Raw genomic sequence first — 26,563 nt, forward strand, 5'->3', positions numbered from 1 at the left:
AGTAGAAATCCTCTACTTAACAGTGTTTTAATAAATTCTTAATATTCTACATGGGTATTTTTGTTAAGTAGATTTTTTATACAAAATAAGGTATCTTTATAAGGTAAGGTTATTTTGAATCCTAATAACCACGTGACTATTATAAATAAAACTCATATGAAAGGAATACATCTATGCGTGAACTTCTAGATACTCCCACTCAGAGACGACTTCACATACTTGAACAACTTAATGAAGTCTCTAATTGGATTAGCTCTAATGAACTGGCAAAAAGTAATAATGCCTCATTAAGAACGATAAATAATGATGTGAGTTATTTAAAAGAAAATTGGTACCCACATCTACTCATTGAAACATCTAAAAAAAATGGGGTGCGTTTACAAACACAACCCAGTAGTCATATTGAGGTAGTTTATCGATACGTCCTAAAAAATTCAGAAGCTTTTCGTTTAATCGAATCTGTTTTTTTTGACACCACACTTAGTATAGAAAAATGGGGTGAAAAGCTATTTATCAGTGAATCTTCCTTGTATAGAATCACAGGGGATGTTTCAAAATCATTAAAAAAATATGGACTTACTCTCGAAAAAAAACCGTGTCGCGTGATTGGGAAAGATGAGTTTTTTGTTCGATTTTTCTATACAAATTATTTTTTCGAAGCATATCAAATTAATGAGTGGCCTTTTCCTTCTGATAAGAAAAAAACCATTCAATTTGTGAAAGATATTGTAGAGTATTTTAATGAAGAGGTCTCCGAAAAAGACCTGCTACTTATTAGTTATCTTCTTTGCATATCACTAACTCGTCAAAGCCAAGAATTTTTTATCGAAGGATATGACAAAAATATCTTTACAAAAGAGATGTATCACTCACTCAATCGCAATGCAAACGACTTAGCTAATATTGCTAAAGACTATGGCTTATTAATTAACGATCAACTCATCTATGATTTGATGTTTTCCTTGTATTACCATTTAATTAATTGGCATTCTGAAGAGGAATATCTACACGTTACAAAAGAAATTAAGCACTTAATGAAAAATATTCGAAATGTGTTTGATTTCACTCTAACCAATCAGTTATCTGATAAAATTGAGAATTCAATGAAACATACTTATTTAAAACATACAATCTATCCCTATCCAAATTATATTATTTTTAATAAAAAATTTTATAACGCTATAGCGATAAAAAAATTATTTCCTACCATGGCACTCGTGATTGAACAAGAATTAATCAAATTAGAAAAATCAACTGACTTCCCATGGTATACTGATTATTTTTATGAAGTACTTTGTACAATTATGATTCAATGGACGGACTTACCAACATTATTAGAAAATAAAAAACAAAAAGCTAAAATTCTTGTTATGAGTAGCCTAGGGTATGACCATTCAGACTTCTTATCTAAAATGATTCAAAAAAACTTTGTTAACAAAGCTATCATTGAAGCATATACACAATCTGTTATTTTTATTGATGATATTCCAAAAGAATATTTTCAATCTTACGATATTATTATTAGTACATTTGACTCTGAAATATTGCCGCAAGATAAATTAGTTGTTATTGATGATATTCCATCAAATTCCGATTGGGGGACAATCCGGCGAGCAATTAACAATACTCATCAACTAGATGAAAAAGTAGTCACTTACTTAAATAATAATTATTACTAGGAGTTTTATACATGTTAGATTTTGTTAATGCTATTTTAATCAACTTGTCTATCATCGTTAGTACTGCATTGACTCTTTATTTCCTATCTGTTAGACAATCTTTGACAGATAATCAAGTTGATTCAGATTTTATGAATCATACCGGTCACCTTTTGCTATCTAAAAACCATCAGATTTTTTTAGGAATCATTGTAGGCATACTCTGTTTTTTTATTTCATTAAACAAAATACCCGTTCCTTTATATGGTGGAATCAGCGTTGATGTTAGATATTTGCCCATCTTTTTTTCTATTTATTATGGTTCAACATTAATAGGAGTATTTAACGGTGGCACACTGATTATTTTAAAACTAATCCAATACAGCCTTAGAAGTGCACATATGTATGAAATTTTTAATAATATTTTTCTGACTATTTCACTCGTTATTTTAGCTACTATCATAAAGAAACAACATTTTTCACAAAAAAAATCAGTATTAATTTTTCTTGTCGTAGCCTTGTCAATTCGATTAGGGACATCTTGTATCCTTTTTTCTCCACCTACGTCGATTAAAGTATTAATTAATGTTTTATCATACATTATGATTTTTTCATTAGTCTTTTTATTTACAGCATGGTTAATTGATTCATCTATCTCAATTTCCAAAACAATTCATGTTTATCGAACGTCATCAATTTATGACCATCTTACAAAGTTATACAATAAAGAATCATTCTATTTTTTCTTAGATCATGTTTACCATGATTTAATTATGAACCAAGCAACTTGTGGAGTTGCCATATTAGATATTGATAATTTTAAACAAATCAACGATCACCATGGTCACTTAGCTGGAGACCAGGTTTTAATTCATATTGCTAATCTATTAACACTAGATAAGCCATCTTTAGAATCTCCTAGAATTTGTCGAATCGGAGGAGATGAATTCGCGATGATCTTTAAATCACCTATAATTCAGCCTGAAGAGTTTATCGAAAAAAAATTAATACAAATAAACCAAACTCCTTGTATTTATGAAAACTTAACGATTCCAATAGAACTATCTTGTGGTTTAGCTATTATTAAAAAAACAAGTATTAAAAATAAAAATTTTAGTACTGAAGATATGTTCAAATTAGCTGATAGCATGCTTTATAAAGCAAAAAAAATTGGAAAAAACCAACTCGTTACAACTTATCGAACTATTTAAAAAGCTTTAAAAATGGGTACTCCAATTTTAAAGCTTTTATATTAACTTAAAAGAGGGAAATTGTATGAATTATTATGACCAACATTTACATACTCATCATTCATTTGACTCGGAAGAATCATTTGAAAATTATTTAAACACTTACTCACCTGACTTTTTCGTTACAACTGAACACCTAGATTTAAAGAACCCCTGTGTCAATGGCAAAGACAGTATTCCTGATTACCACCTATACAATGAAGAAATTAACCGCCTGTCTCTTAACACTCATACCAATCTTCTCAAAGGAATAGAAATAGGTTATGTCAATACTCAAGCTACATTACTTAACGATTTTCTAAAAGGCAAAGAATACGACGTTATTTTACTTAGTATTCACCAAAATGGCGTATTTGATTATATGGATGACGATGTTTTAACATTAGATACAGATGTTTTAATCAGTGATTACTATTCTAGAATGTTAGATGCTGTTAAATCAGCTAAATTTGGTAATATCTTGACACACTTTGATTATGGTGTGAGGCGACTTAATTTATCCGTTAATGAGTTTAGACTAATAGCTGAACCTTATTTAGTTAATATTTTTAAAAACATCATAGAAAAAAATATTGCCTTTGAACTAAATGCTAAAAGTTTTATCAAGTATGGTAACAAAGAGCTTTATGAATATGCGATTCCTTTATACATCTCTTTAGGAGGAAAATTATTCACTTTAGGATCTGACGCCCATGTTGCAAAAGATTATGAATTAGGATTTAAAGAAATGAAAAACTTATTAATTAAAAACGGCATCTTTGAATTAGCTGTCTATCAAAAGCAACAACTAATTATGGTAAACATATAAAAACGGCAAACACTCAAGAACCATATGAATGTTTGCCGTTTCTTCTATTTATCTTTTCTTGATCTTAATGCTGATAAAATAGACACAGTATCCACTACTTCTTGCAACATGGCACCGATTAGTGTCGGAATAATTCCTAAACTAGCAATAAGCATCAAGATAACACAAATAAAAATACCAATCAACACTGATTGCTTTGCTATCCTCATTGTGTTTTTGGATATGTCTATCGCATCTGTCACTTTGGACAAATCATCTTTTAAAATAACAGCATCTGCACTTTCACTAGCAGCGCTTGAACCATGAGCTCCCATTGCTATTCCAACATCTGCCATTGCAAGAGCTGGTGCATCATTCATCCCATCTCCTACCATAATAGCTGGAGAATTGGTTTGCGTTAATTCTTTAATGATGTCTATTTTTTCTTGTGGTAAACATTTTGCATGAATTTCTGTGATACCCACGTTATCCCCAATTTTTTTTGCTGTTTGTAGATTATCTCCTGTAATCATTAAAATACGATTGATGCCTAATTGTCTTAATCGTTTAATTGTTTTTTGTGATTCAGGCCGAACAATATCTTCAAATTCGATGTTTCCAACGTATTTATCATCAATAGATACATAAACTGCTGTATTCTCAGTTGTAGAGTGTATAGTGTCAGCTACATAGTTAGCTTTTCCCACTTTAACTAATTGATCCTTTATCTTTCCTTGTACACCTTCACCCGTCACTTCTTTCAATTCTGTCACATCCAACAAATCAATTCCCTGTGATAGAGCATATAATACTAAAGAACGTGCTAAGATATGAGTTGATTCTTGTTCGATACTCGCTGCCAATTGAATCAGTGCTTTATCTGATAAAGTGTCTTTAATACTTGTAATCCTATAAACATCTAAACTCCCTTCGGTTAACGTTCCAGTTTTATCAAAAGCAATACTTTGCGCATCAGATAATTTTTCAATTGTTGTTCCTGTTTTAACTACAACGCCATGTCGACTTGATCGACTCATACCTGCTACAAGTGCTATAGGTGCTGCTAAAATCAATGGACAAGGTGACGCAACAACCAATACTTGAGCAAATCTTACAGGATCTTTTGAAATAAACCATGCTACACCACCAATTAAATAAGAAATAATTGTAAAAGGAACAGCATATCTATCAGCCAAACGAACAAAATTTGCTGGCTTAGATTCAGATTCTTTGACTAATTTTACAATCGTTTGATACTGACTATCAGCAGCAATCTTTGTCACTTTAAATTTAATTGCCACATCCCCATTAACAGAACCCGACATGACACTATCATTCACTTTTTTTTCAATGGGTCTTGACTCACCCGTCAATGAGGATTCATCAAAAGAAGAGATTCCCTCAATAATTGTTCCATCTACTGGAACAATTTCTCCAGGTTTTACTAAAATCACATCCCCTATCTTCACTTCTTCCACACGGTAATCTACCAACTTATTATTTTCTACTTTATGAGCAATTTGAGGGGTATTATTAAGTAGTGTTTTTAGTTCTTTCCCAGCTTGACCTGCTGCATAATCTTCCAAACTATCCCCACCAGTTAACATCACTAAAACCATTAAACTTGCCCAATATTGTCCAACGGCCAGAGTAGCAACAATAGCAGTAATAGCTAAAATATCCACACCATATTTTCCTGATTTTAGGGTTTTAATCATGCCAATAAACATAGAAATAGTTGTCATACCACCAATAACTATAACAATCCAATATGCTACCATAGACTGATGACATACAAATTCAGCAATCAACGCTATGACACCTGCAAAAATAGTTAATAAAAACTTCCTCAAATTTGTCATATTAATTCTCCTATCATTAGTCTTTTATCATATTTTATCACTAATGTCTTTAATCAAATAAAAATAATACTTAAATGAGAAAAGTAATCATTTAAGTGTTGAAAAGCCATAGAATCTTCTTATTTTTTTAGTGATTGAGTGATAATTTTCTTATACAATAACGACTGACTATAAAAAGGAAGTGACACAATGTTAACAAGCTATTCAACCATTCTCGTTCTATTCATCATTATCTCATTAGGTTATTTTCTATCAAAAAAGGGAATTTTTACCAAACAAGTTGGAACAGCCTTATCATTTTTCGTTATTAATTTTGCCTTACCTTTAGAAATATTTCTTCGTATCACTCGTGATTTTACCAAACAAAGACTCCTTTTATTATTCAAAGACTCCTTTTTTCCAGTATTAACGATTAGTTTAGTATTTGTTATCGGATATTTGATTGCCCACCTATTAAACATTGCTAAACATCAAATTGGAGCCTTTACTCTGTGCTTTTCATCTCCTAGTGCAGCATTTATTGGTTTACCAATTATTTTAGGCTTATACGGTGATAAAGGTCTACCTTATGCTTTATTAGCTTATATTGTGACTAGCGTATCTACTTGGACAATTGGCGTGATGTTACTTAACCAAGATAGTAATCTTACCTCGAGTAAACATAATGCTTTTGATATCAAACGAACAGTAAAAGAATTATGCAGTCCTCCAATAATAGCCTTTTTAATCGCCAGTATGTTTGTTTACTTTAATATTCCAATTCCTTCAATCGCTACCTCTTTATTTGGCTATATTGGGGAAACAACTTCTACCTTGGCAATGCTATACATTGGGACAACCATCTATGAAACCGGAATAAAAAATTTAACTTTTTCAAAAGAAACTGTTGGAATTTTAGTAGGGCGTTTTGTCGTTTCCCCATTAGTAGTCATACTACTAGCAACTTTCTTTCATCTTCCTCCAATAGCGGGTGCAATTTATTTGATTCAATTTAGTATTCCTGTGTCAAATACTGTAGCAATACTAGCTGGCGAAAAACAAATAGATGTCAGTTTTACAGATGCCTCATTAACCTATTCTTTATTTGCTTATCTTTTAGCATTTCCTATCTTAATGAAGTTAGTATCTATCTTTTTTTAATCAAAAAACCAGCTACTTTTATTATAAGTAACTGGTTTTTTATTATTTTTGTACGTATATCGCTAAAGATTGATAGGGCTGAATATCTAACTCTTTTTCTATTGTTTCACATGCCACATTATTAATTAAAATATTTCCAGAAAGAAATTCATCTGGAATAGTCACGTTAATTGGGGCATCAGAAAAATTATTTAGCACAAGCAATGAATCCGTTTCGTAGCGACGAATGTATCCATAAATACGACTATTTTCAACCTCAAATGGTTCATAATTTCCCATTGAGATAACCTGATATTCTTTCCTTAATTGAATCAGTTGTTGGTAAAAGGAAAAGATAGTGCCATTTTTTAATTCATTTTCAACTGTAATATCATCATATTTACCTATAGATAACCAGGGCTCTTGTTTGCTAAATCCAGCATAGTCCGTACTATCCCACTGCACAGGTGTTCTAGAGTTATCTCTAGACTTATGTTGAATGACCTCGATGGCTTCATCATGACTCAATCCATCTTCTAATAACTGAGTATACGCATTATGGGTTTCAACATCTTGATAAGAAGTCAACTTATCAAATTGAGGATCTAGCATACCAATTTCTTCTCCCATATAAACATAAGGTGTCCCTCGGTTTAAATGAATCGCTGCTGCTAACATTTTGGATCCACGTACACGATAATGTTCCCAATCAACAAAACGATTAATAGCGCGCGGTTGATCATGATTATTCCAAAACAAGGCATTCCAACCATTACCTTTACTCATTCCTGTTCCCCATTCATGAAGCGTTGATTTTAGTTCGTTAAAATTATATGGCATGATAGTCCATTTTTTTCCATCCTTATAATCAACTTTCAAATGGTGAAAATTAAAAATCATACTTAACTCTTCTCTTTCAGGGGCAGTATATAAAATACCATTTTCAATGGTAGTTGAACTCATCTCACCCACTGTAATGATTGATGGGTCTTTTCCAAATGTCTCACGATTCATTTCATGAATAAACGTGTGGGCAATTGGTTTGTCCGTGTACTCAGCTTTTCCAATCATATCAGTCGCATCTTTTAATACATCATCTTTTCCAATAACATTAATAACATCAAATCGTAACCCTTTTACACCTAGATTTGTCCAAAAATCAACGACTTTATATAATTCTTTTCTAACATTTGGATTTCGCCAATTTAAATCAGCTTGTGTTTTATCATATAAATGTAAAAAGTAATCATCGGTCTGACCAAATCGCGACCAGGCATTTCCACCAAATTTTGACTCCCAATTTGTCGGCTCACTTCTTAATATAAAGAAATCTTGATAATAGGCATCACCATTCACTGCTTTTTTAAACCATTCATGCTCAATTGAAACATGATTTAGTACCATATCAAGCATGATTTCTATATTTCGTTCACGTGCTTTTTTTACTAATTCTTTAAAATCATTTTCTGTTCCAAAAACAGGATCAATCGCAATGTAATTGGAAATGTCATAGCCATTATCCTTTTGTGGACTTGGATAAATAGGGTTTAACCAAATCATATCTATTCCTAACGTTTCTAGATAGGGTAATTTTTCAATAATACCTTGTAAATCACCCACTCCATCACCATTTTTATCATAAAATGATTTTGGATAAATTTGATAAATTACTTTATCCTTAAAACTCAATGACGCCACTTCCTTTACTAAATCGATTTTACTTGTAAAATACTTGTGTTTTTATTTACTTGACCCTCTTTTATAATTGGATCTGCTTGATAACTATCTGAATTTGTAATCACAATTTGTGTTTGGGTTAAGAATCCTGATTCTTTAATGCCCTCAATATCAAAATCTAATAATAAATCACCGACAGTCACTCTATCACCTTGTTTGACATGTGTTTCAAAATATTGACCGTTTAAATTGACAGTATCTAATCCAACATGAATTAACATGTCGATTCCATGATCATCTGTAATCCCAATGGCATGTTTACTTGGAAAGACTAAACTAATCGTTCCATTCATTGGAGCATAAACATGACCTTCACTTGGTTCAATCACAACACCTTGTCCCATCGTACCTTGTGAGAATACTGGATCTTTTGATTCAGTAATTGGTGCCATATCTCCTACCAATGGCGCATAAACTGTTACGACTTCACTGACTACTTTTTCAGGAGCAATCGGCCCACTTAAACTAACGTCTATTGGCGAAATTGCTTCTCCTACTCTATCCAACTGATTAAAAATACCTGCTCTTCTAAAGAACAAGGTTAAGACGAATGGGACTGCCACAGCGATGATCATTCCGATAAAGAATACACCGTAATATTTTGGCACAATCGCTAAAATACCTGGTAATCCACCCACTCCAATTGATAGGGCTCTAACACCAAATAACGTCACAAACAAACCAGCAATTCCACTACCAATCATTGCCGCAACAAATGGGTACATATATTTTAAATTAATCCCAAACATCGCAGGTTCTGTTACACCTAACCAAGCTGAAATAACTGATGGAACAGATACTTGTTCTTCTTTTTTATTTCCTCTATGAGCATAAACAACAGCTAAAACAGCTGCTCCTTGAGCAATATTTGATAAACAAATCATTGGCCAAAGATTGGTTGACCCAAAATCTGCTACTAGTTGTTGATCAATTGCTAAGGTTGTATGGTGTAATCCTGTAATAACAAGTGGGGCATAAAAAGTACCAAACACCGCTGCAAACAGCCAATTTAATGATGATGTTAAACCTGTATTAACCACTGTTGAAATAGCTGAACCTATTTTCCAACCAATTGGCCCTAAAATTAAATGAGCTGCTAAAATAGTTGGTAATAAAGCAAAAAACGGAACAAATATCATTGAAACAGCTTCTGGAATATGTTTTCTTAAAAATCGTTCCAGATATACTAACATAAATCCTGCTAACATCGCTGGAATAACTTGTGCTTGATACCCAATTTTATCCATTGTAAAGAAACCAAAATCCCAACTCCAATTAGCTGCAATATCTGCCGCACTTGTTGAGTTTACTGCATAGGCATTTAAAAGTTGTGGAGAAACCAATGTAATCCCTAAAACAATCCCTAATATTTCAGTTCCTTTCATTTTTTTAGCAATACTCCATGTAATTCCTACTGGTAAGAAATGGAAAATTGCTTCACCTGGTAACCATAAAAATCCATTAACTCCATTCCAAAAAGTAGATGACTCTGTAATCGTTTTACCATTTAAAAATCCCATCGGAACAGCTTCTAAAATATTTCTAAAACCTAAAATTAATCCTCCAACAATAATTGCTGGCAATAATGGCGTAAAAATTTCCGCTAGAACAGTTACTGCACGTTGTAGCATGTTTTGATTTTGTTTTGCTGCTGATTTAATTTCCTCTTTTGTTCCACCTTGAATACCTGAAATAGACATAAATTCTTGATAAAATGTTGGTACTTCATTCCCAATAATGACTTGGAACTGTCCAGCATTTGTAAAAATCCCTCTCACACAAGAAATATCTTCAATCTTATCTTCCTGTGCTTTTGATGGATCGTTTAACACAAACCTCATACGTGTGGCACAATGTGTGACTGCGGCAATATTTTCTTTACCACCAACATAGTCTAGTAATAATAATGCATCTTGATTAAATTTTCCCATCTTCTTTCTCCTTTCACTTGTACATACAAGTTATCTTAAATAAAATATACACCCTCCTCACCACTTTGTAAAGCGCTAACACATTTTATTTATTTTTCATTATTCCAATTCACATCATTTTGTCATAAAAAATCTAATAAAATAGCTTATTTTCACTATAACTGTACACTTGTATAGTCAAATACTAACAAGCTATCAATTTAATGATTGATTTATTAAAATTCTTTCATAATTAAAACGCTTTTATTTTTTTCTTTTATACTAACTTGTATAGTTGTTCATACAAGTTTAATTGAAGGGGAAAATAGGAATGAAAGCATATGAGGTTATTTACCAATCAATAGAAAATAGTATTTTAAGAGGAGAATTTTTACCTGGAGATTATTTACCTAGTGAAAATCAATACGTGAAACAATTTAAAGTATCTAGAGATACTATAAGAAAAGCATTAAATCTTCTTATGACTAACGGTTATATTCAAAAAATACATGGAAAAGGGTCGCTTGTTTTAAAACGAGAACAGTTAAGATTTCCTATATCTGGATTAACAAGCTATAAAGAATTGCAAAATGCTTATGGTTATCAAAGTATTACGAACGTTATTTTCTTAGAAAAAATCATTATTGACAAAAAACTTGAATCACTCACTGGATTTTCTGTAGGAGAACAAGCATGGAAAATGATTCGAACTCGTGAAATTGATAAACAAAAAATTATTTTAGATACGGACTATCTTTTATGTCGATTTATTCCTACTCTCACAAAAGAAATCGGTGAAGACTCTATTTATAAACACATCGAGAAAGACTTAAATTTACAAATTTCATTTGCGGAAAAAGAAATTCGCGTAGTGAAATTAAATCAAGAAGAAAAACAATACCTTGATTTAAATCCTCAAGATACCAATATTGTTTCCATTCAAAGTCGCGTCTTTTTAGCTAATGCAGAACAATTTCAATATACAGACAGCAGGCATCGTGTGGACAAATTTTTATTTTATGACTTTGCTAGAAGAAATCCCTCAACTATATAACAAATCAAAAATCACCCACTAGATAACTCTAATGGGTGATTTTGGGTTTTATTCAGATTTTTCTTTTGTTTCTTCTTTTTTCTCTTCTTTAGGTTTTTCAATCATTGCTTTACGTGAAGCATTAACGCGTCCTTGACGGTCAATTTCTGTCACTTTCACAAGGATTTCATCGCCTAATTTAACCACATCTTCTACTTTATTCACACGTTCATGTGAGAATTGAGAAATATGCACTAACGCATCTTTTCCTTTAAATAAGTTAACAAAAGCACCGAATTTTTCAATTCTTACAACTTTAGCTAAGTATACTTGTCCCACTTCAACTTCACGAACTAAGTCTTTAATGATTTCAATCGCACGGTTGATTTTATCTTGATCTTGATGGGCAATACTTACATTACCATCTTGATCGATATCAATTTTAACATCAGTTTCTTCGATAATTTTATTGATGGTTTCGCCACCTTTACCGATAACATCTTTAATTTTTTCAGGTTTGATTTGAATCATTTCAATCTTAGGAGCATATTTACTTAACTCTTTACGAGGTTCAGCAATTGTTGATGTCAATTCAGCTAGAATTTCCATACGTGCTTTTTTCGCTTGAGTTAGAGCTTCTGTTAAGATAGCCTCTGTAATTCCTTCGATTTTAATATCCATTTGTAATGCTGTAATACCATCTTTTGTTCCGGCAACTTTAAAGTCCATGTCACCCAAGTGGTCTTCCATACCTTGTATATCTGTTAAGATAGTGTAGTTATCCCCATCCATTACAAGTCCCATTGCAATACCCGCAACAGGTGCTTTGATTGGAACACCAGCATCCATTAAGGCTAAAATTCCTGCACAGATACTTGCTTGAGAAGAAGATCCATTTGATTCTAATACCTCTGAAACCACACGAATCATATATGGAAATTCTTGTTCATTTGGAATAACTTGTGCCATCGCACGTTCACCTAATGCACCATGTCCGATTTCACGACGACCTGGTGATCTCATTGGTCCAGTTGAACCAACTGAGTATTGTGGGAAGTTATAGTGATGGATGAATCGTTTACTTTCTTCCACACCTAATCCATCAATAATTTGATGTTCGCCAAGTGGTGCTAATGTACAAACTGATAAAGCTTGTGTTTGCCCACGAGTAAATAATCCAGAACCATGAACACGTGGTAGAATACCAACTTCTGATGATAACGGACGGATTTCGTCAATTTTACGACCATCAGGACGGACTTTTTCAACTGTAATCAGACGACGAACTTCATTTTTTTCCATGTCTTCTAAAATTTGACGTACTTCTTTCATCCATTTAGCAGACTCTTCGTCTTCAGCAAATTTTTCTTCGTAAACAGCAATCACTTCATCTTTTAAAGCTGAAATATTGTCTTCACGAGCTAATTTTTCTTCTGTTTGAATGGCTTGTGTCATACGAGGCATATATGTATCATTGATTTCTTTTTCTAGCTCAGCGTCAACTTGTAATAACTCGATTTCCATTTTTTCTTTGCCAATTTCATTGGCAATTTCTTCTTGGAAAGCCACTAAACGTTTGATTTCTTCATGACCAAATAACAGTGCACCTAACATATCTTCCTCAGATACTTCTTTTGCACCACTTTCAACCATGTTAATCGCATCTTTTGTTCCAGCTACTGATAATTCAATCGTTGTTTGTTCTGCTTGTTCAACAGTTGGGTTGATAACATACTCACCGTCAACAAAACCAACTTCAACACCAGCAATTGGGCCATTAAATGGAATATCAGATACACATAGAGCTAAAGATGAGCCTAACATTGCTGCCATTTCAGGTGAGCAATCTTGCTCAACACTCATAACAGTGTTCGTAATTTGAACTTCATTACGGAATCCTTCAGCAAACATTGGACGGATTGGTCTATCAATTAAACGAGCAGTTAATGTTGCTGTTTCACTTGGACGGCCTTCACGTTTAATGAATCCTCCTGGTACTTTTCCAACAGCATACATTTTTTCTTCATAATTAACTGTTAGTGGGAAAAAATCAACATCTTTCGCTTGTTTTGAAGCTACAGCGACACTTAATACCACCGTGTCACCATATCTTACTAAAACTGCTCCATTTGCTTGCTTGGCTAATTGTCCGATTTCAACAGATAATGGACGGCCTCCCCAAGTTGTTTCAAAAACACGTTTTTCACTATGCACTATAATTTTTCTCCTTTGCATACTCGAGGTGAACAGACTACTAAACAAATATCAATCATCTCAAAAATTTAAGAAAACTCATATTTGCATAGTAGACAATCAGCTCATCCTCGGTTTTTTATTAAAAGAAAAGCGAGATCAAAACGACCTCACTTATCCTCCTATTTTTGACTCAATTGATTAACGACGTAAGCCTAAACGTTTGATTAATTCACGGTAACGTTGAACATCATTTTTACGTAAGTAAGCTAATAAGTTACGACGGTGACCAACTTTTTTCATTAATCCACGGTATGAATGGTGGTCTTTTTTATGCACGTGTGCATGCTCGTTTAATGCATTAATTTCTGCAGTTAAAACAGCGATTTGTACTTCTGGAGAACCAGTATCTCCTTCGTGACGTGCGTATTCTTTAATGATTTCGTTCTTGCGTTCTTTTGAAATTGCCATGTCTTTCACCTCTTCTATATTATTTCCCCAAAACTGAGTATATCGTTGGTGATTCGATGTACCAAGTAATAGGCATGTGACGATTTATCACACAATGGTACTTTACATGATTTTTAGCATAAAAGCAACTGTTTCATACACTTAATTCTCGTTTTATTTATCTTTTTTGTACCAATCATAATGAAATATTCCGTCTCTATCTTTTCGCTCGTAAGTATGTGCACCAAAATAATCTCTTTGTGCTTGAATAATGTTGGCTGGTAAGTCTTTTGAGCGGTATGAATCATAATAAGAAATCGCCGAAGACAGGCTTGGTACTGGTACACCTAGTTTAACTGCTAAAGAAACAACTTCTCTTATATCACGTTGGTATTCTGATACAATACTTAAAAAGTAGTCATCTAACATTAGATTTTTTAGTGTTGGATTCTTTTCATAAGCATCTGTGATTTTTTGTAAAAATTGTGCACGTATAATACAGCCCTCACGAAATATTTGAGCGATTTCTCCATAGTTTAATGACCAATTGTATTCATTACTTGCCATCATCATTTGTGAGAATCCTTGTGCGTAACTCATAATCTTACTAAAATATAAGGCTCTTCTGACTTTTTCTATCATGACGTTTTTATCTATGTCTATATCAGCATCTGGTCCTGGTAAAATACGACTTGCCTCGCATCGCTCTTCTTTTAAAGCTGACATAAATCTAGCAAAAACTGCTTCTGTTACAAGAGGTAATGGGACACCTAAATCAAGTGCATTCTGACTGGTCCATTTCCCAGTTCCTTTATTGCCTGCTTTATCTAGTATGTGTGTGACGATGTAATCTTGCGTGTCTAAATCATCTTTCCTCATTAATAATTCAGATGTAATCGTCATTAAGTAGCTGTTTAGTTCGCCATCATTCCAAGAATTAAAAATTTGAGAAATTTCTTCTATATTAAGACCCAATCCTTTAGATAAAATATCATAACTTTCAGCAATCAGCTGCATATCACCATACTCAATACCGTTATGAACCATTTTAACAAAATGTCCAGCCCCGTCTGGTCCAATATAAGACACACAAGGTTTTCCATCATGAGCTTTAGCTGCGATATCTTCAAACAAAGGTTTAATTAAATCATATGCTTCACGTTGACCACCTGGCATGAGTGATGGCCCGTTTAGTGCCCCCTCTTCTCCACCAGACACACCTGAACCTACAAACTTAATTCCAAACCCTTTCAAGTAATTACTTCGTCTGAGTGTATCAGTATAATGAGTATTTCCTCCATCAATCAGTACATCATCTTTATCTAAATAAGGTACTAACTGCTCAATGATAGTATCTGTTATCTTTCCAGCAGTTACCATCAGCATTATTTTTCGAGGTGTTTCAATTGATTCAATAAAAGAGTCAATTGTTTCAAATCCTTTAATGTTTTTTTCTGGATGATTTTTTAAAAACTCATCTGTTTCATGATAAAAATGACTGTAAACGGACACGCTATATCCTTTCCCTTCACTATTTAAAGCCAAATTTTTTCCCATAACACCTAATCCGACCATACCAAACTGCTGCTTACTCATTTAATCAATTGCCTCCTGTAGCTTTTTCCATTAGTTATAAATCCTTTAAAATAATAACATAACTGATTTAGTTTCTTAGAAAAATATGAAAGTTTTCATCGTTCTATTACCAAATTAAAATAAGTAAAAATAACATTTATTAAGGGTTTAAGCGATTTATTTATTTCTCAAGGTTTTCATTTTATGGTAAAATGAAAAGTACTATATTAGAATAGAAAGGAAGGGATATTGATGATTACAATGGATGATATTATCCGTGAGGGGCATCCTACCCTTCGTGAAGTTGCCAAAGAAGTTGAGTTACCTTTATCAGAAGAAGATATTGAACTAGGTAAACGTATGCAAGAGTTTTTAAAAAACAGTCAAGACCCAGAACTTGCAGAAAAATACAAACTACGTGGTGGTGTTGGACTTGCCGCACCACAATTAAATATTTCAAAACGCATTATTGCAATTGAAATTCCTAGTCAGTCAGAAGAAGATACTGAACCACTTTTAAGCACTGTCATGTACAATCCCAAAATAGTGAGTCACTCAGTTCAACAAGCTGCTCTTGAAGAAGGAGAAGGTTGTTTATCTGTTGACAGACCAGTGCCAGGTTACGTTATTAGAAATGCACGAATTACAGTTACTTATCATGATATAAATGGTGAAGAACATAAAATTCGTTTGAAAAATTACATGGCCATTGTGGTACAACATGAGATTGATCATATCAATGGTATTATGTTCTATGATCATATTAATGAAGAGCATCCAAATTATGCACCAGATGATGTGATTTTTATCCAATAAAAAACTTGTCATACAAATTGTATGACAAGCTTTTTTTGTTTTACTCGATTAATCTAAGTAGTGAACAGATTCATCTTCATTCAACCAAGAATAAGTTAACCCAATAACCAATCCTCCACCAATAAAGTTACCAATGAAAGTAAAAACCAAATTGGTCGCTACTGCACCAACCGTCATCCCAGCAATTATTCCACCTGATGAAAAATAGGCTAATGGGAAGTAAATGAAATTGGCGATAACGTGCTCGAATCCTAAGAAGGTAAAAATAAAAATAACTAGAATGATACCAAATAATCGACCCACATCATCTTTTAATTTCATCGACATCAAAACAGCCAGGTTAACAATCACATTGGCAAAAATCCCTTCTATTAATGTTTGAAGGATTCCCTTTTCAAATTTCCCCTCAACCAAATGCGTTAAAAAATTATCTGCTGGTAATCCTTTAAAAGATCCTGTAAGAGATAACATATAAGCAATAACGAGTGCACCGATTAAATTAAATAGCACACAAACTAACAATATTTTTAACGCACGACTTGGTGCTAATTTCTTTCGGTAAGTCGCAACTGTCATATACATCATGTTAGATGTTCCAAGTTCTGCATTAAGAAAAATGATTAAAGCTAATCCCAAACCAAACGCCATCGCGTACAAAGCTTTTCCCGCTGCTGGGTCTGTAAATTTCAATCCTAATCCTATTGCAATCGCTGATCCTAAGCTTAGATATAGTGTTGCTAATACCGAACGCATCGCGTATTTTCCAAAATGTTTTTGGATTAATTCATCTTTTTTTTCGATGGACGCATCTAGTTTGGCCATCAATTCTGAATGTTGTGCCATTGTCTTATTCCTTCCTTTAATACATTGTTATTTTTTGATCAAACTTTTATTTATAGTAGATACTATATCTTAAAAACTCGTCCAAATCTACTAAAAGTTTAATAAAAATGTGGATAAAATACGTCAAATTTTTCTATTAAAACTTTTCTACAAAACATCAATTAATTCTTGTCTTTTCAAAATTGATAAAGTATAATGAAATTTGTGTAAAATAATGCAGCTAGAAAATAAGTAGCACGTTCATTAGTTTGTTTGCCTGTATGGGTTCAATTGCGTAACCGCGGCTGCAAAGGTGAAGATTGAAGAATAAACTAAGCGTCTATTAATATTTTCAAGAAATTATTTTACTCCAAATAAAAAATTATATTGGAGGATTTTTAAATGTCTCGTTATACAGGACCAAGTTGGAAATTATCTCGTCGTTTAGGCGTATCTTTATCAGGAACTGGTAAAGAATTAGCTCGTCGTCCATATGCACCAGGACAACACGGACCAAACCAAAGAAGAAACAAATCAGAATATGGTATGCAATTAACTGAAAAACAAAAATTACGCCATATGTACGGTTTAAATGAACGTCAATTCCGTAATCTTTTCATGAGAGCCGGAAAAATTAAAGAAGGTAAACACGGTGTTAACTTTATGGTTCTTTTAGAACAACGTTTAGACAACGTAGTATACCGTCTAGGTTTAGCTACAACTCGTCGTCAAGCACGTCAGTTAGTTAACCATGGTCACGTTTTAGTTGATGGCAAACGTGTTGACATCCCTTCATACGAAGTGGCTGTTGGACAAATTATCTCTATCCGTGAAAAATCTAAAGATTTAACAATCATTAAAGATGCTGTTGAATCAACTTTAGGTCGTCCTTCATTTGTAAGCTTTGACGCTGAAAAATTAGAAGGTAGTATCACTCGTTTACCAGAACGTGATGAATTACCACAAGAAGTTGATGAATCTTACGTAGTTGAATTCTACAACAAATTACTATAAGATTTTCAATTATCTTTATGCAAAAAAAGAGATGGTTCCCATCTCTTTTTTTGTTTGTTATTTATTAATAAAAATCAATCATTAGTAGTCTTACCTGATGTGAAACATCATTCACTATATTATTACAAGAACACCATTCTGTCTGATCATATCGTTATAAAAAGGATTAAGAGAATAACTACTAAAAAGGAATTTTTTTACGACCACTCATTTTTACTCAATAAGTGATCTAAATATCGCTGCTTCTTATAATTTATTGTTACCTAAACTAAACTATTTGTTTCTATCTCTAAACGACTCTTTTTTGATAATGATTATTTCTTTAAAAATATCTTTATTTTCTTTTATGATTAATAAACATAATTAACCACATAATTAAAACAATAGAAAGTATCACCACATACATCCATTCATAATCAGAAGGAAAACGTGGTAGATCAATATTCATTCCATAAAAACCTGTAATTAATGTTGGAATAGCTAATGCTAAAGACCAAACAGTTAAAAATTTCATGGTATCATTTAAATTATTGTTCATAATACTATCAAAAATACGAGCAATACGGTCCACAATATCTGATTCTAATTCTGTCATATGGGCTACTTGATTTGCTTCAATGAGCGCATCATCTAAACGTTCTAAAGTTTGCTCGTCAAATCGTTGTCCCAATCTAGAACGCTTTATTTGTTCAAGTATTTCTAAATTATTTTCTGAAGCGCTAAGTAAAAATGTTAATGTTTGTTGTAAATAAGACAAACGAACTAAATCTTTATTTTTTACCTTTTCAGTCAACAAATCATCCATTTGATGTCGTTCTTTTGATATTTCTCTTAAAATTGGTAAATATCGATCTATCAATTCTCGAATTAATTCGAAAAGAAATATCATTGGTGTTGAATGAATATCTTGATTAATCGTATTTTTAATCCCATCATAACTTACTATGCTCTCACCCTCATTAAAAGAAAATAACTTATTGCCCTTTACTAAAAAACTAACTGGGCGAGATACATAACGAATCTCTTTTGGTTGTTTTGTTGGAACATGAATAACGATTAATTCCAAATCATTAACTGTATCGGTAATATAGTTACTTCTTTCGTAGATATCCATTACATATTCTAGCGTTTCTTCTGGTAGATGATATTGTTCTCTCAATATGTTTTTTTCACTTGATGATAAATGATGTGTCTCAATCCATTCAAATCTTGAATTTATTTGATGTTCAACCAACATAGACATTTCCCCTTTTTTTAATTATCCTAATAAAAAAGAAGCCATTTTATGATGACTTCTTAAGATTTCTATTTTCATTATACACTACCAATAATTAAAGGCATAAATAAACCCGCAATATTAAAATAAATCAACACACTAGTCAAATCACTCAACGTCGTTATAAACGGACCACTAGCAACTGCAGGGTCAAAACCAAGCTTCTCCATTAAAATAGGAATCAAGCTTCCTGCTAAGTTAGCAATCGTAATGGCACAAAGCATGGCTATTCCGATAACAAGTCCAAGTGGAAAATTTTGCTTCCAAAATCCAACTACTAAAAAAATAACTACCCCTGTTACAGCTCCGGTAATAATTCCTGTCAAAATTTCACTCATCACAAGTGAGAAAAAATTTAGTTCTTTATCATCGGATACTGCTAATTTTCTAACTGCCACAGCTAAAGATTGTGTTCCGGCATTCCCCGCAGTTCCTGTAATAAGAGATATAAAAACAGCCAAAATGCTAGCTTCACTAATCAAGACTTCATAATGACTGATTAAGGAGGCAGTAGACATTCCCAAAAAGAGCAACGTCACAAGCCACGGCAAGCGCTTCAAAGCAGCTTGAAATGAACTTTCAGTTGTTGCTTCAACGTCGACACCAGCTAGTCCAGAATAATCACTCGCTGCTTCATCGTCAATAACATCAATAATATCATCTACCGTAATAATCCCAAGTAAATGATTATTATCATCAACAACTGGGATAGCGAGAAAATCATAATCACGAATCATTTTTGCCACTTCTTCTTGATCTTCATTTACATTCACACTAATTACACGTTCACCCATCATGTCTTCAATCATCATATCATCATCACTGACAATTAAATCCCTTAAAGAAATAACTCCCACCAGTTGATTACTTGGACTAACCACATAGACATAATAAATAATTTCTGCTTCCTGTGCTTTCTTCTTTAATAGTGTTAGAGCAGAACGTACCGTTTGATTAGCAACAATGGATACGTATTCTGTTGCCATGATTGAACCAGCTGTTTTGTCCTCATAATGAAGTAGTTTTTTCATATTAACAGAAGTTTCAGGTTTCATTCTGTCTAGATATTTTCGCGCTGTTTCTTCTTCTAGCTGACTTAAAATATCCACCGCGTTATCGGTGTACATACTTTCTAAAATAGCTACAACATAGTTAGGTGACATTTCTGTAATATAGTCAGTCAATCCTTCATGGTCTTCTTCAATCACATCCAGCATATCTGCCATCTCTTTTGGTGAAAGATAAGCATACATTAGATGTCGTTCTTTTTTATCAAGTGATAAATAAAATTGTCCTTGTTCATATAAATGCCAATCTAAGAATTTTTCCCTAAATAATTCCATATCTTGGCGCTGTAAAAGGGACAATAACTCTTTTTCTTGCTCTTCTTTGTTTAACACTTCTGTCATACCAACGACTCCCCTTACTCTATTAACTCTTCCATATCATTTGGTAATGGCAACTCAAATGTTAATTCCTCTCTTGTGAATGGATGTAGGAAAACCAACTTCTGACAATGAAGTGCTTGCCTATTCAATCCTTTTGTTAAGTCCCCACCATATAACTCATCACCGATTAAAGGACAACCAATTGCTGAAAAATGGACACGAATTTGATGTGTCCTTCCTGTATGCAACTGTACAGCAACGTGGGCAATATCGCGATTTATTTCAACTAATTTATATTCCGTAATTGCACGTTGACCATTTTCGATGACACAACGTTTAATAATAGATGTCTCATCTCTTCCAATCGGCAAATCAATGGTTTCATGTTTTTTTAAACGAGACAAATCACCACCAACTAATGCATGATAATATTTTTTTAACTCACCTGATTGGAGTTGCTTGTCCATCATCGCATGGGCAAATCCATGTTTTGCAAACATCATCAAACCTGTTGTATCTCTGTCTAAGCGCGTCACGACATGAATGATACGATTAACATATTGTTGCTGATTGTAATAATATTTAACGTAATTGGCCATCGTACCATTTTTATGATATTGCGATGGAATAGAGGCCACTTCTGTTGGTTTATTAACTATTAGCAAATGCTCATCTTCATACACAATATCTAGTTTGGATTCAAAAGGAAGCATCGTTTCGTGCTCCCCTTCATCTGGAATGATAATCGTCACGACATCATCTAATTTGACTTCAAACTTTGTATTTCTAACTTGCTTATTAACTAAAAGTGTCCCACCTTGAAACTTTATTTTAGCTAAAAGTCGCCTTGATACTCCTTTATTATTTAAAAAACGTTTTAACGTAGTTTTTTCTTCATCTACTGTCCAACTAAATCTCATATTCTCTCGCTACTTTCTTTTGAAGTCCCTATAAAGGCGTTATTCACACGGCGCCAAAAATGGGTATGCCGATACAAGGCAAAATGAATTCTTTTTTCTGACAAACGAAATGTCACTTGTTTAATATTAGAATTAGTTAACGACAAGTTGTCCACATGTAAACTATATGTTTCTCGTTTTTTCATATCCAATTTAATCCATTCATCTGGTGCAATAATCATCGGAGAACCTAATGAACGATAAACTCGATTATTTAGTGAGGCAATTTCATTTAATTGAAGTGTATTTACTCGTGGATGAACAACTGCGCCTCCTAAACTTTTACTATACGCTGTTGAACCAGTTGGCGTTGAAACAGATAAGCCGTCTCCTCTGTAGCATTCAAACAACTCATCTTTTATATAGACATTTGCTACCATAGTTCGTTCCACATTTTTAATCGTCGCTTCATTAAGTGCTAAAAAATGTCTGTTTGCCATATTATTCGTATAAGTTAAACAAACATCTAACAATGGATAACTCACACTATTTTGCTTTTCTTCTTTCAAACTTCGAACTAATTCATCTATCTCATAATCTCGCCAATCAGTATAAAATCCTAGATGTCCCGTGTGAACACCAATAAACCTAACAGTATCTAATTGATTTTCATAAGCATGAAATGCACTTAATAACGTACCATCTCCACCAATTGTTATAACAACATCTGGATTTTTTTTATCTAAAATAAACCCTGCCTTTCGGAGTTTTGACAAAAGTTCTTGCGTAACTTTTCTTGAGGTTGGTTTACGATTAGAATAGACTCTAATTCTCATCATTATCTTCCCTCTTTTCATTGACGTATCTTTCCAAGTGATCCAAGTCTCGATATGAAAAGAGATGTTGGGCTTCTTGAATTTCATCACGTATTTTTGACATTTCTTCATCCAACAAATAGGCAGCTTCTGCTGTTAGCTCTAACCGCTTATTAATTTCTTCTGGAAATTCGCCATCATATTTGTAATTAAGCGAATGTTCAATCGTTGCCCAAAAATTCATTGCTAAGGTACGTATTTGTATTTCAACATAAATATTTTTTTCACCCATAATAAGTTGAACAGGGTATTCTACTACCACATGATAAGATCTGTATCCACTTGCTTTTTTGTTGGTAATATAGTCTCTTTCCTGAATAATTCTAAAATCTGTTCGTTTCCGAAGAAGTGCCACCACTTCATAAATATCTTCAACGAACTGACACATTACACGGAGTCCCGCAATATCTTGCATATCTTCCTCTAATCTATCCAACTCAATACCACGTAATGTTGCTTTCGTTAAAATACTATCTTTAGGCTTTACACGACCTGTGACAAATTCAATTGGAGTATGCAAATTATTTTCTTTATACTGTGTTCGAATATTTCGAAGTTTAACTTTTAATTCTGAAACTGCTTGTTCGTATGGTGCCAAAAATAATTGCCAATTTCTTTCTTCCATCCTATTCGCCACCTTTGTTATCAACATACATGCTATATTTTAACATAATTGTTCTTAAAAAGTTAGCTTACAAATAAGGTCATTATAGTTGTTTTTTTAGAATGATTTCATTACACTATCAACGAGGTGAAGATTGTGTCTAAAGAACTAGAAATCGAATTTAAAAACATGTTAACTAAAATAGAATTTGAACAACTGATAATGAAATATTTTCCAACAACGCCAGCTTTTTCTCAAACAAATTGTTATTTCGATACACCAAATACACAATTAAAAGAGCTATCAATGGGGTTGCGACTTAGAAAACGTGTTGGAAAAAATGAATGCACCTTAAAAATCCCAACTAAAAATGAACATGCTTATCAAGAGATTACCGATAATTTAACCGAGGAGCAAATCACTCATTTAATAAAAGAAAAGCGGATTTATGCACAAGGAGAAGTGGCTCGTTATTTAGAATCAATTAACGTCCCGATAAATGAATTAAATATGATTGGATCATTAACAACTAATAGACGCGAGAAAAAATTAAATAATAATACTCTGCTAGTCGTTGATGAGAACTATTTTGATAAGATGATTGATTTTGAACTTGAAATGGAGGTAACTGTTTCTTCACAAGGAGAACAATTTTTTAATGATTTTTTAATAAAAGAAGAGATAAAAAGGCGTCCTGCTAGCAAAAAAATAGCACGTATGATAGAATATCGAAGTTGATTTTAAAACATTGATATGAAAGACTTTTCCCTTTTATTTTTTGTGAATCTTTGTTACATTATTCGTTAGTAGTAAAACAGTTTTCTTATATAAGGGAGGGGCATAATGGTAGAGATATATTTATTTGTTAATCCGTTAGATGAACTTTGTCTTTTGTCTGAGCAACGCTTTTTAGAAGCCATCGAACACGAAGAGACTAAAGTCTATTTGAAATTAATTCCTATATTAAATCCTTTAATTATCCACCATTACTTGATTGATAATAACTACCCTACAAACGATTTAGTTTTTAGAAATCACTTAATTGAAACAGTTTATTCTGCTTGTTTAGACGTTAAAGCAGCACAACTTCAAGGAAAAAAGATGGGACGAAAGTTCTTATTTCATTTACAAAATTTAGTAGGAAAAGAAAAAATGGCTTATTCAGATGAATTAGTTGATATGATTTTAACTAAGATCAATGCTGATAAAGAGACGTTTAAATTAGATAGACAATCTAAACTAATTAAAGAATTTTTAAAAATAGATCAACAAATAGCAAATGAGATGGGTATCAATCGATTCGCCAAAGCTGTCATTTTTAATTATGACTCAACTCGAAATTTTGGTGTGTTAATTGATGCTTTTTCTTCAACCGATTTAATCAAACAATTATTAAAAGTCGAACACACACAAACAAATTACGCAAAATTATTAGAACACTAAAAAGGAATGCCCTATATGCTAGAGCATTCCTTTTATGTTATTCAAATGATTCAATTAATGTTTCTAATTCATTAAGACGCGCTTCAAATACTTTCATCGTTTCTTCAATATAAGCTGATTGTGTCATATCAACACCAGCGCGTTTCATGACATCAATAGGGTAGTCACTATTTCCTGATTTCAAGAAAGTTAAGTAATTTTCCAAAGCCCCATCTTCTTTACGAATGATTTTATCTGCTAAAGCAGTTGCAGCAGAAAAACCTGTTGCGTATTGATACACATAATAATTATAGTAGAAATGAGGAATACGACTCCATTCATACGCGATTTCTGGATCGCGCTCTACCGAATCACCATAGTATTTCGCATTTAAATCAGCATAGTACTCACTTAAATAATCACTTGTTAATGGTGTTCCCTTCGCATCTTCTGTGTGAATAAAATGTTCAAATTCAGCAAATTGCGTTTGTCTAAAGATTGTGCCTTTTACACCATCCAAGTAATGATTTAAAATAAAGGCCTTAACTTTCGGATCTTTTTCTGTTTTTAACAAATAATCTGTTAGTAAGTTTTCATTAGTTGTTGAGGCAATTTCTGCTAAAAAGATGGAATAATCGCCATACACATAAGGCTGATTTTTTCTTGTATAGTAACTATGAACACTATGTCCCATTTCATGAACTAGCGTAAATAAATGATTTAAACTTTCATGCCAATTTAATAAGATATAAGGTTTTGTGTCATAACTTCCTGAAGAATATGCCCCACTACGTTTACCTTTGTTTTCAACCACATCAATCCAACGGTCACCATACGCTTCTTGAACGATTTCTAAGTATTCTTCACCTAATGGAGACAACCCTTCAAGTGATTTTAATTTTGCCTCGTCATAAGTGTAACGAATTGGTGCATCACCTAATATTGGTGTATACATATCATACATATGCAACTCACTAACATTTAATAATTTTTTGCGCAATGCAACATAACGATGTAATAATGGTAAATTTTTATGTACCACATCTAACAATGTATCATAGACTGATTCTGGAATATGATTAGCACTTAAAGAAGCTTCTCTAGCAGATTCATAATTTCTAATCTGTGCGTTAAAATTATGTTTTTTCACGTGGGAAGATAACGTGCTTGCAAACGTGTTTCTAAATTGTTTATATACTTTGTACAATCCTTCAAATGCTTCTTTACGAACTTCGCGATTAGTACTTTCCATTAATTGACCATACATTCCTGAAGATAATTGAACTTTTTCACCTTCTTCATCTGTTACAATTGGAAATTCTAAATCAGCATTATTTAGTATAGAAAAAGTATGACTTGATGCTGAGAATATCTCACTTGCCCCAGCTAGTAACGCTTCTTCTTTTTCAGATAAGGTGTGTGCTCTATCTGCCGTAATTTGATTAATAAAATGACGATAGATTTCTAAACCAGATTCTTCTTTAAAATATGCCTCTATTGTCTCATCTGATAATGTTAAAACTTCTGGACCAAACCATGAAACAGCCTCCCCTGCTTTAGCTGCAATCGTGCTAGCTTTTGCATACACGCCTTGGTAAGTCGCATTGCTTGTATCTTGATCATTTTTTAAATGTGAGTACACATAAATTTTTTCTGTCGTACGATGAATAGATAATACATATTCAATCGCTGATAGAAAAGCCTTTGCACCATTTTTTAATGTTCCTTGATACTCGCTTGCTTTTTCTAAATCTGATGTTAATGACTCTAATGCATCGTTAAAGGCATCATCTGATGCAAAAATAGGTGTTAAGTCCCATGTTAATTCCTCTGGTAGTTCCGAACGATTTGGTAATTGTTTTGTTTCACTCAT

At 32.9% G+C, this 26,563-nt stretch carries 22 protein-coding genes; 9 read left to right on the forward strand and 13 right to left on the reverse strand.

Annotation, left to right across the window (positions count from 1 at the left end; all coding sequences use genetic code 11):
- Window positions 1–173 precede the first annotated feature (173 nt).
- From AC37UB_RS06755 to AC37UB_RS06765, 3 genes are all read left to right on the forward strand, one after another.
- Complete coding sequence (locus tag AC37UB_RS06755) at window positions 174–1,679, forward strand: AcpB/EbpR/MafR family transcriptional regulator (protein ID WP_117973231.1); 1,506 nt, start codon at window positions 174–176, stop codon at window positions 1,677–1,679.
- Window positions 1,680–1,690: 11 nt separating this feature from the next.
- Window positions 1,691–2,869, forward strand: coding sequence for a GGDEF domain-containing protein (locus AC37UB_RS06760; protein ID WP_117973232.1), 1,179 nt, complete (start codon window positions 1,691–1,693; stop codon window positions 2,867–2,869).
- A 64-nt stretch (window positions 2,870–2,933) separates the two neighbouring features.
- Window positions 2,934–3,716: a PHP domain-containing protein gene (locus AC37UB_RS06765; protein ID WP_490685497.1), complete on the forward strand. Its 783-nt coding sequence runs from the start codon at window positions 2,934–2,936 to the stop codon at window positions 3,714–3,716.
- A gap of 44 nt (window positions 3,717–3,760) precedes the next feature.
- Here AC37UB_RS06765 and AC37UB_RS06770 read toward each other — a convergent pair whose 3' ends face one another.
- Complete coding sequence (locus AC37UB_RS06770) at window positions 3,761–5,557, reverse strand: heavy metal translocating P-type ATPase (RefSeq protein WP_117973234.1); 1,797 nt, start codon at window positions 5,555–5,557, stop codon at window positions 3,761–3,763.
- A 189-nt stretch (window positions 5,558–5,746) separates the two neighbouring features.
- On the opposite strand from AC37UB_RS06770, the gene AC37UB_RS06775 reads away from it, so the two are divergent.
- Entirely contained in the window at window positions 5,747–6,697 is a 951-nt protein-coding gene (locus AC37UB_RS06775; RefSeq protein WP_490685498.1) for an AEC family transporter, read from the forward strand.
- A 42-nt stretch (window positions 6,698–6,739) separates the two neighbouring features.
- On the opposite strand, the gene treC is transcribed toward AC37UB_RS06775, so the two are convergent.
- The gene (gene treC, locus AC37UB_RS06780) at window positions 6,740–8,365 is read right to left on the reverse strand and encodes an alpha,alpha-phosphotrehalase (RefSeq protein WP_117973236.1); all 1,626 of its coding nucleotides are present in this window, start codon (window positions 8,363–8,365) and stop codon (window positions 6,740–6,742) included.
- A gap of 17 nt (window positions 8,366–8,382) precedes the next feature.
- Entirely contained in the window at window positions 8,383–10,344 is a 1,962-nt protein-coding gene (treP, locus tag AC37UB_RS06785; protein WP_117973237.1) for a PTS system trehalose-specific EIIBC component, read from the reverse strand.
- Between the two features lie 310 nt (window positions 10,345–10,654).
- Between treP and treR the strand changes: the two genes are divergently transcribed.
- Window positions 10,655–11,377, forward strand: coding sequence for a trehalose operon repressor (gene treR / locus AC37UB_RS06790; RefSeq protein ID WP_117973238.1), 723 nt, complete (start codon window positions 10,655–10,657; stop codon window positions 11,375–11,377).
- 48 nt (window positions 11,378–11,425) lie between these two features.
- Here treR and pnp read toward each other — a convergent pair whose 3' ends face one another.
- The 3 genes from pnp to gnd form a co-directional block, all read right to left on the reverse strand.
- Entirely contained in the window at window positions 11,426–13,591 is a 2,166-nt protein-coding gene (gene pnp, locus AC37UB_RS06795) for a polyribonucleotide nucleotidyltransferase (protein ID WP_117973239.1), read from the reverse strand.
- Window positions 13,592–13,750: 159 nt separating this feature from the next.
- Window positions 13,751–14,020 carry a 30S ribosomal protein S15 gene (gene rpsO / locus AC37UB_RS06800; RefSeq protein ID WP_071457431.1) on the reverse strand — a complete coding sequence of 90 codons (270 nt, stop codon included), beginning with the start codon at window positions 14,018–14,020 and terminating at the stop codon, window positions 13,751–13,753.
- A 153-nt stretch (window positions 14,021–14,173) separates the two neighbouring features.
- Window positions 14,174–15,595 (reverse strand): NADP-dependent phosphogluconate dehydrogenase, encoded by a 1,422-nt coding sequence (gene gnd / locus AC37UB_RS06805; RefSeq protein ID WP_490685499.1) that lies wholly within the window; start codon window positions 15,593–15,595, stop codon window positions 14,174–14,176.
- Between the two features lie 231 nt (window positions 15,596–15,826).
- Between gnd and def the strand changes: the two genes are divergently transcribed.
- Entirely contained in the window at window positions 15,827–16,390 is a 564-nt protein-coding gene (gene def / locus AC37UB_RS06810) for a peptide deformylase (protein WP_071457433.1), read from the forward strand.
- Between the two features lie 48 nt (window positions 16,391–16,438).
- Here the strand turns inward: def and AC37UB_RS06815 are convergent, their stop codons facing one another.
- On the reverse strand, window positions 16,439–17,233 hold the full coding sequence (locus AC37UB_RS06815) for a formate/nitrite transporter family protein (protein WP_490685500.1): 795 nt from the start codon (window positions 17,231–17,233) through the stop codon (window positions 16,439–16,441).
- Window positions 17,234–17,614: 381 nt separating this feature from the next.
- On the opposite strand from AC37UB_RS06815, the gene rpsD reads away from it, so the two are divergent.
- A complete protein-coding gene (rpsD, locus tag AC37UB_RS06820) occupies window positions 17,615–18,226 on the forward strand; it encodes a 30S ribosomal protein S4 (RefSeq protein WP_117973242.1) in 612 nt (203 codons plus the stop codon).
- A 334-nt stretch (window positions 18,227–18,560) separates the two neighbouring features.
- On the opposite strand, the gene AC37UB_RS06825 is transcribed toward rpsD, so the two are convergent.
- The 5 genes from AC37UB_RS06825 to yjbM all read right to left on the reverse strand — a co-directional run bounded on the left by AC37UB_RS06825 (window position 18,561) and on the right by yjbM (window position 23,289).
- On the reverse strand, window positions 18,561–19,463 hold the full coding sequence (locus AC37UB_RS06825; protein WP_490685501.1) for a magnesium transporter CorA family protein: 903 nt from the start codon (window positions 19,461–19,463) through the stop codon (window positions 18,561–18,563).
- Between the two features lie 77 nt (window positions 19,464–19,540).
- A complete protein-coding gene (mgtE, locus tag AC37UB_RS06830; protein WP_241699422.1) occupies window positions 19,541–20,911 on the reverse strand; it encodes a magnesium transporter in 1,371 nt (456 codons plus the stop codon).
- 14 nt (window positions 20,912–20,925) lie between these two features.
- A complete protein-coding gene (locus AC37UB_RS06835; RefSeq protein WP_241699423.1) occupies window positions 20,926–21,810 on the reverse strand; it encodes an RluA family pseudouridine synthase in 885 nt (294 codons plus the stop codon).
- Complete coding sequence (locus tag AC37UB_RS06840; RefSeq protein ID WP_117973430.1) at window positions 21,807–22,625, reverse strand: NAD kinase; 819 nt, start codon at window positions 22,623–22,625, stop codon at window positions 21,807–21,809. Before AC37UB_RS06840 ends, AC37UB_RS06835 begins: the two co-directional genes overlap by 4 nt.
- Window positions 22,615–23,289, reverse strand: a complete 675-nt coding sequence (gene yjbM, locus AC37UB_RS06845; RefSeq protein ID WP_147590036.1) for a GTP diphosphokinase — start codon at window positions 23,287–23,289, stop codon at window positions 22,615–22,617. The genes AC37UB_RS06840 and yjbM overlap by 11 nt, the downstream gene beginning before the upstream one ends.
- Window positions 23,290–23,424: 135 nt before the next feature.
- Here yjbM and AC37UB_RS06850 point away from each other — a divergent pair, with 135 nt between their 5' ends.
- Window positions 23,425–24,006 carry a CYTH domain-containing protein gene (locus AC37UB_RS06850; protein ID WP_117973247.1) on the forward strand — a complete coding sequence of 194 codons (582 nt, stop codon included), beginning with the start codon at window positions 23,425–23,427 and terminating at the stop codon, window positions 24,004–24,006.
- A gap of 105 nt (window positions 24,007–24,111) precedes the next feature.
- Window positions 24,112–24,711 carry a DsbA family protein gene (locus tag AC37UB_RS06855; protein ID WP_490685502.1) on the forward strand — a complete coding sequence of 200 codons (600 nt, stop codon included), beginning with the start codon at window positions 24,112–24,114 and terminating at the stop codon, window positions 24,709–24,711.
- A 37-nt stretch (window positions 24,712–24,748) separates the two neighbouring features.
- Here the strand turns inward: AC37UB_RS06855 and pepF are convergent, their stop codons facing one another.
- Window positions 24,749–26,563, reverse strand: coding sequence for an oligoendopeptidase F (pepF, locus tag AC37UB_RS06860; protein ID WP_490685503.1), 1,815 nt, complete (start codon window positions 26,561–26,563; stop codon window positions 24,749–24,751).

It is taken from the genome of Vagococcus changpingensis (assembly GCF_058211775.1).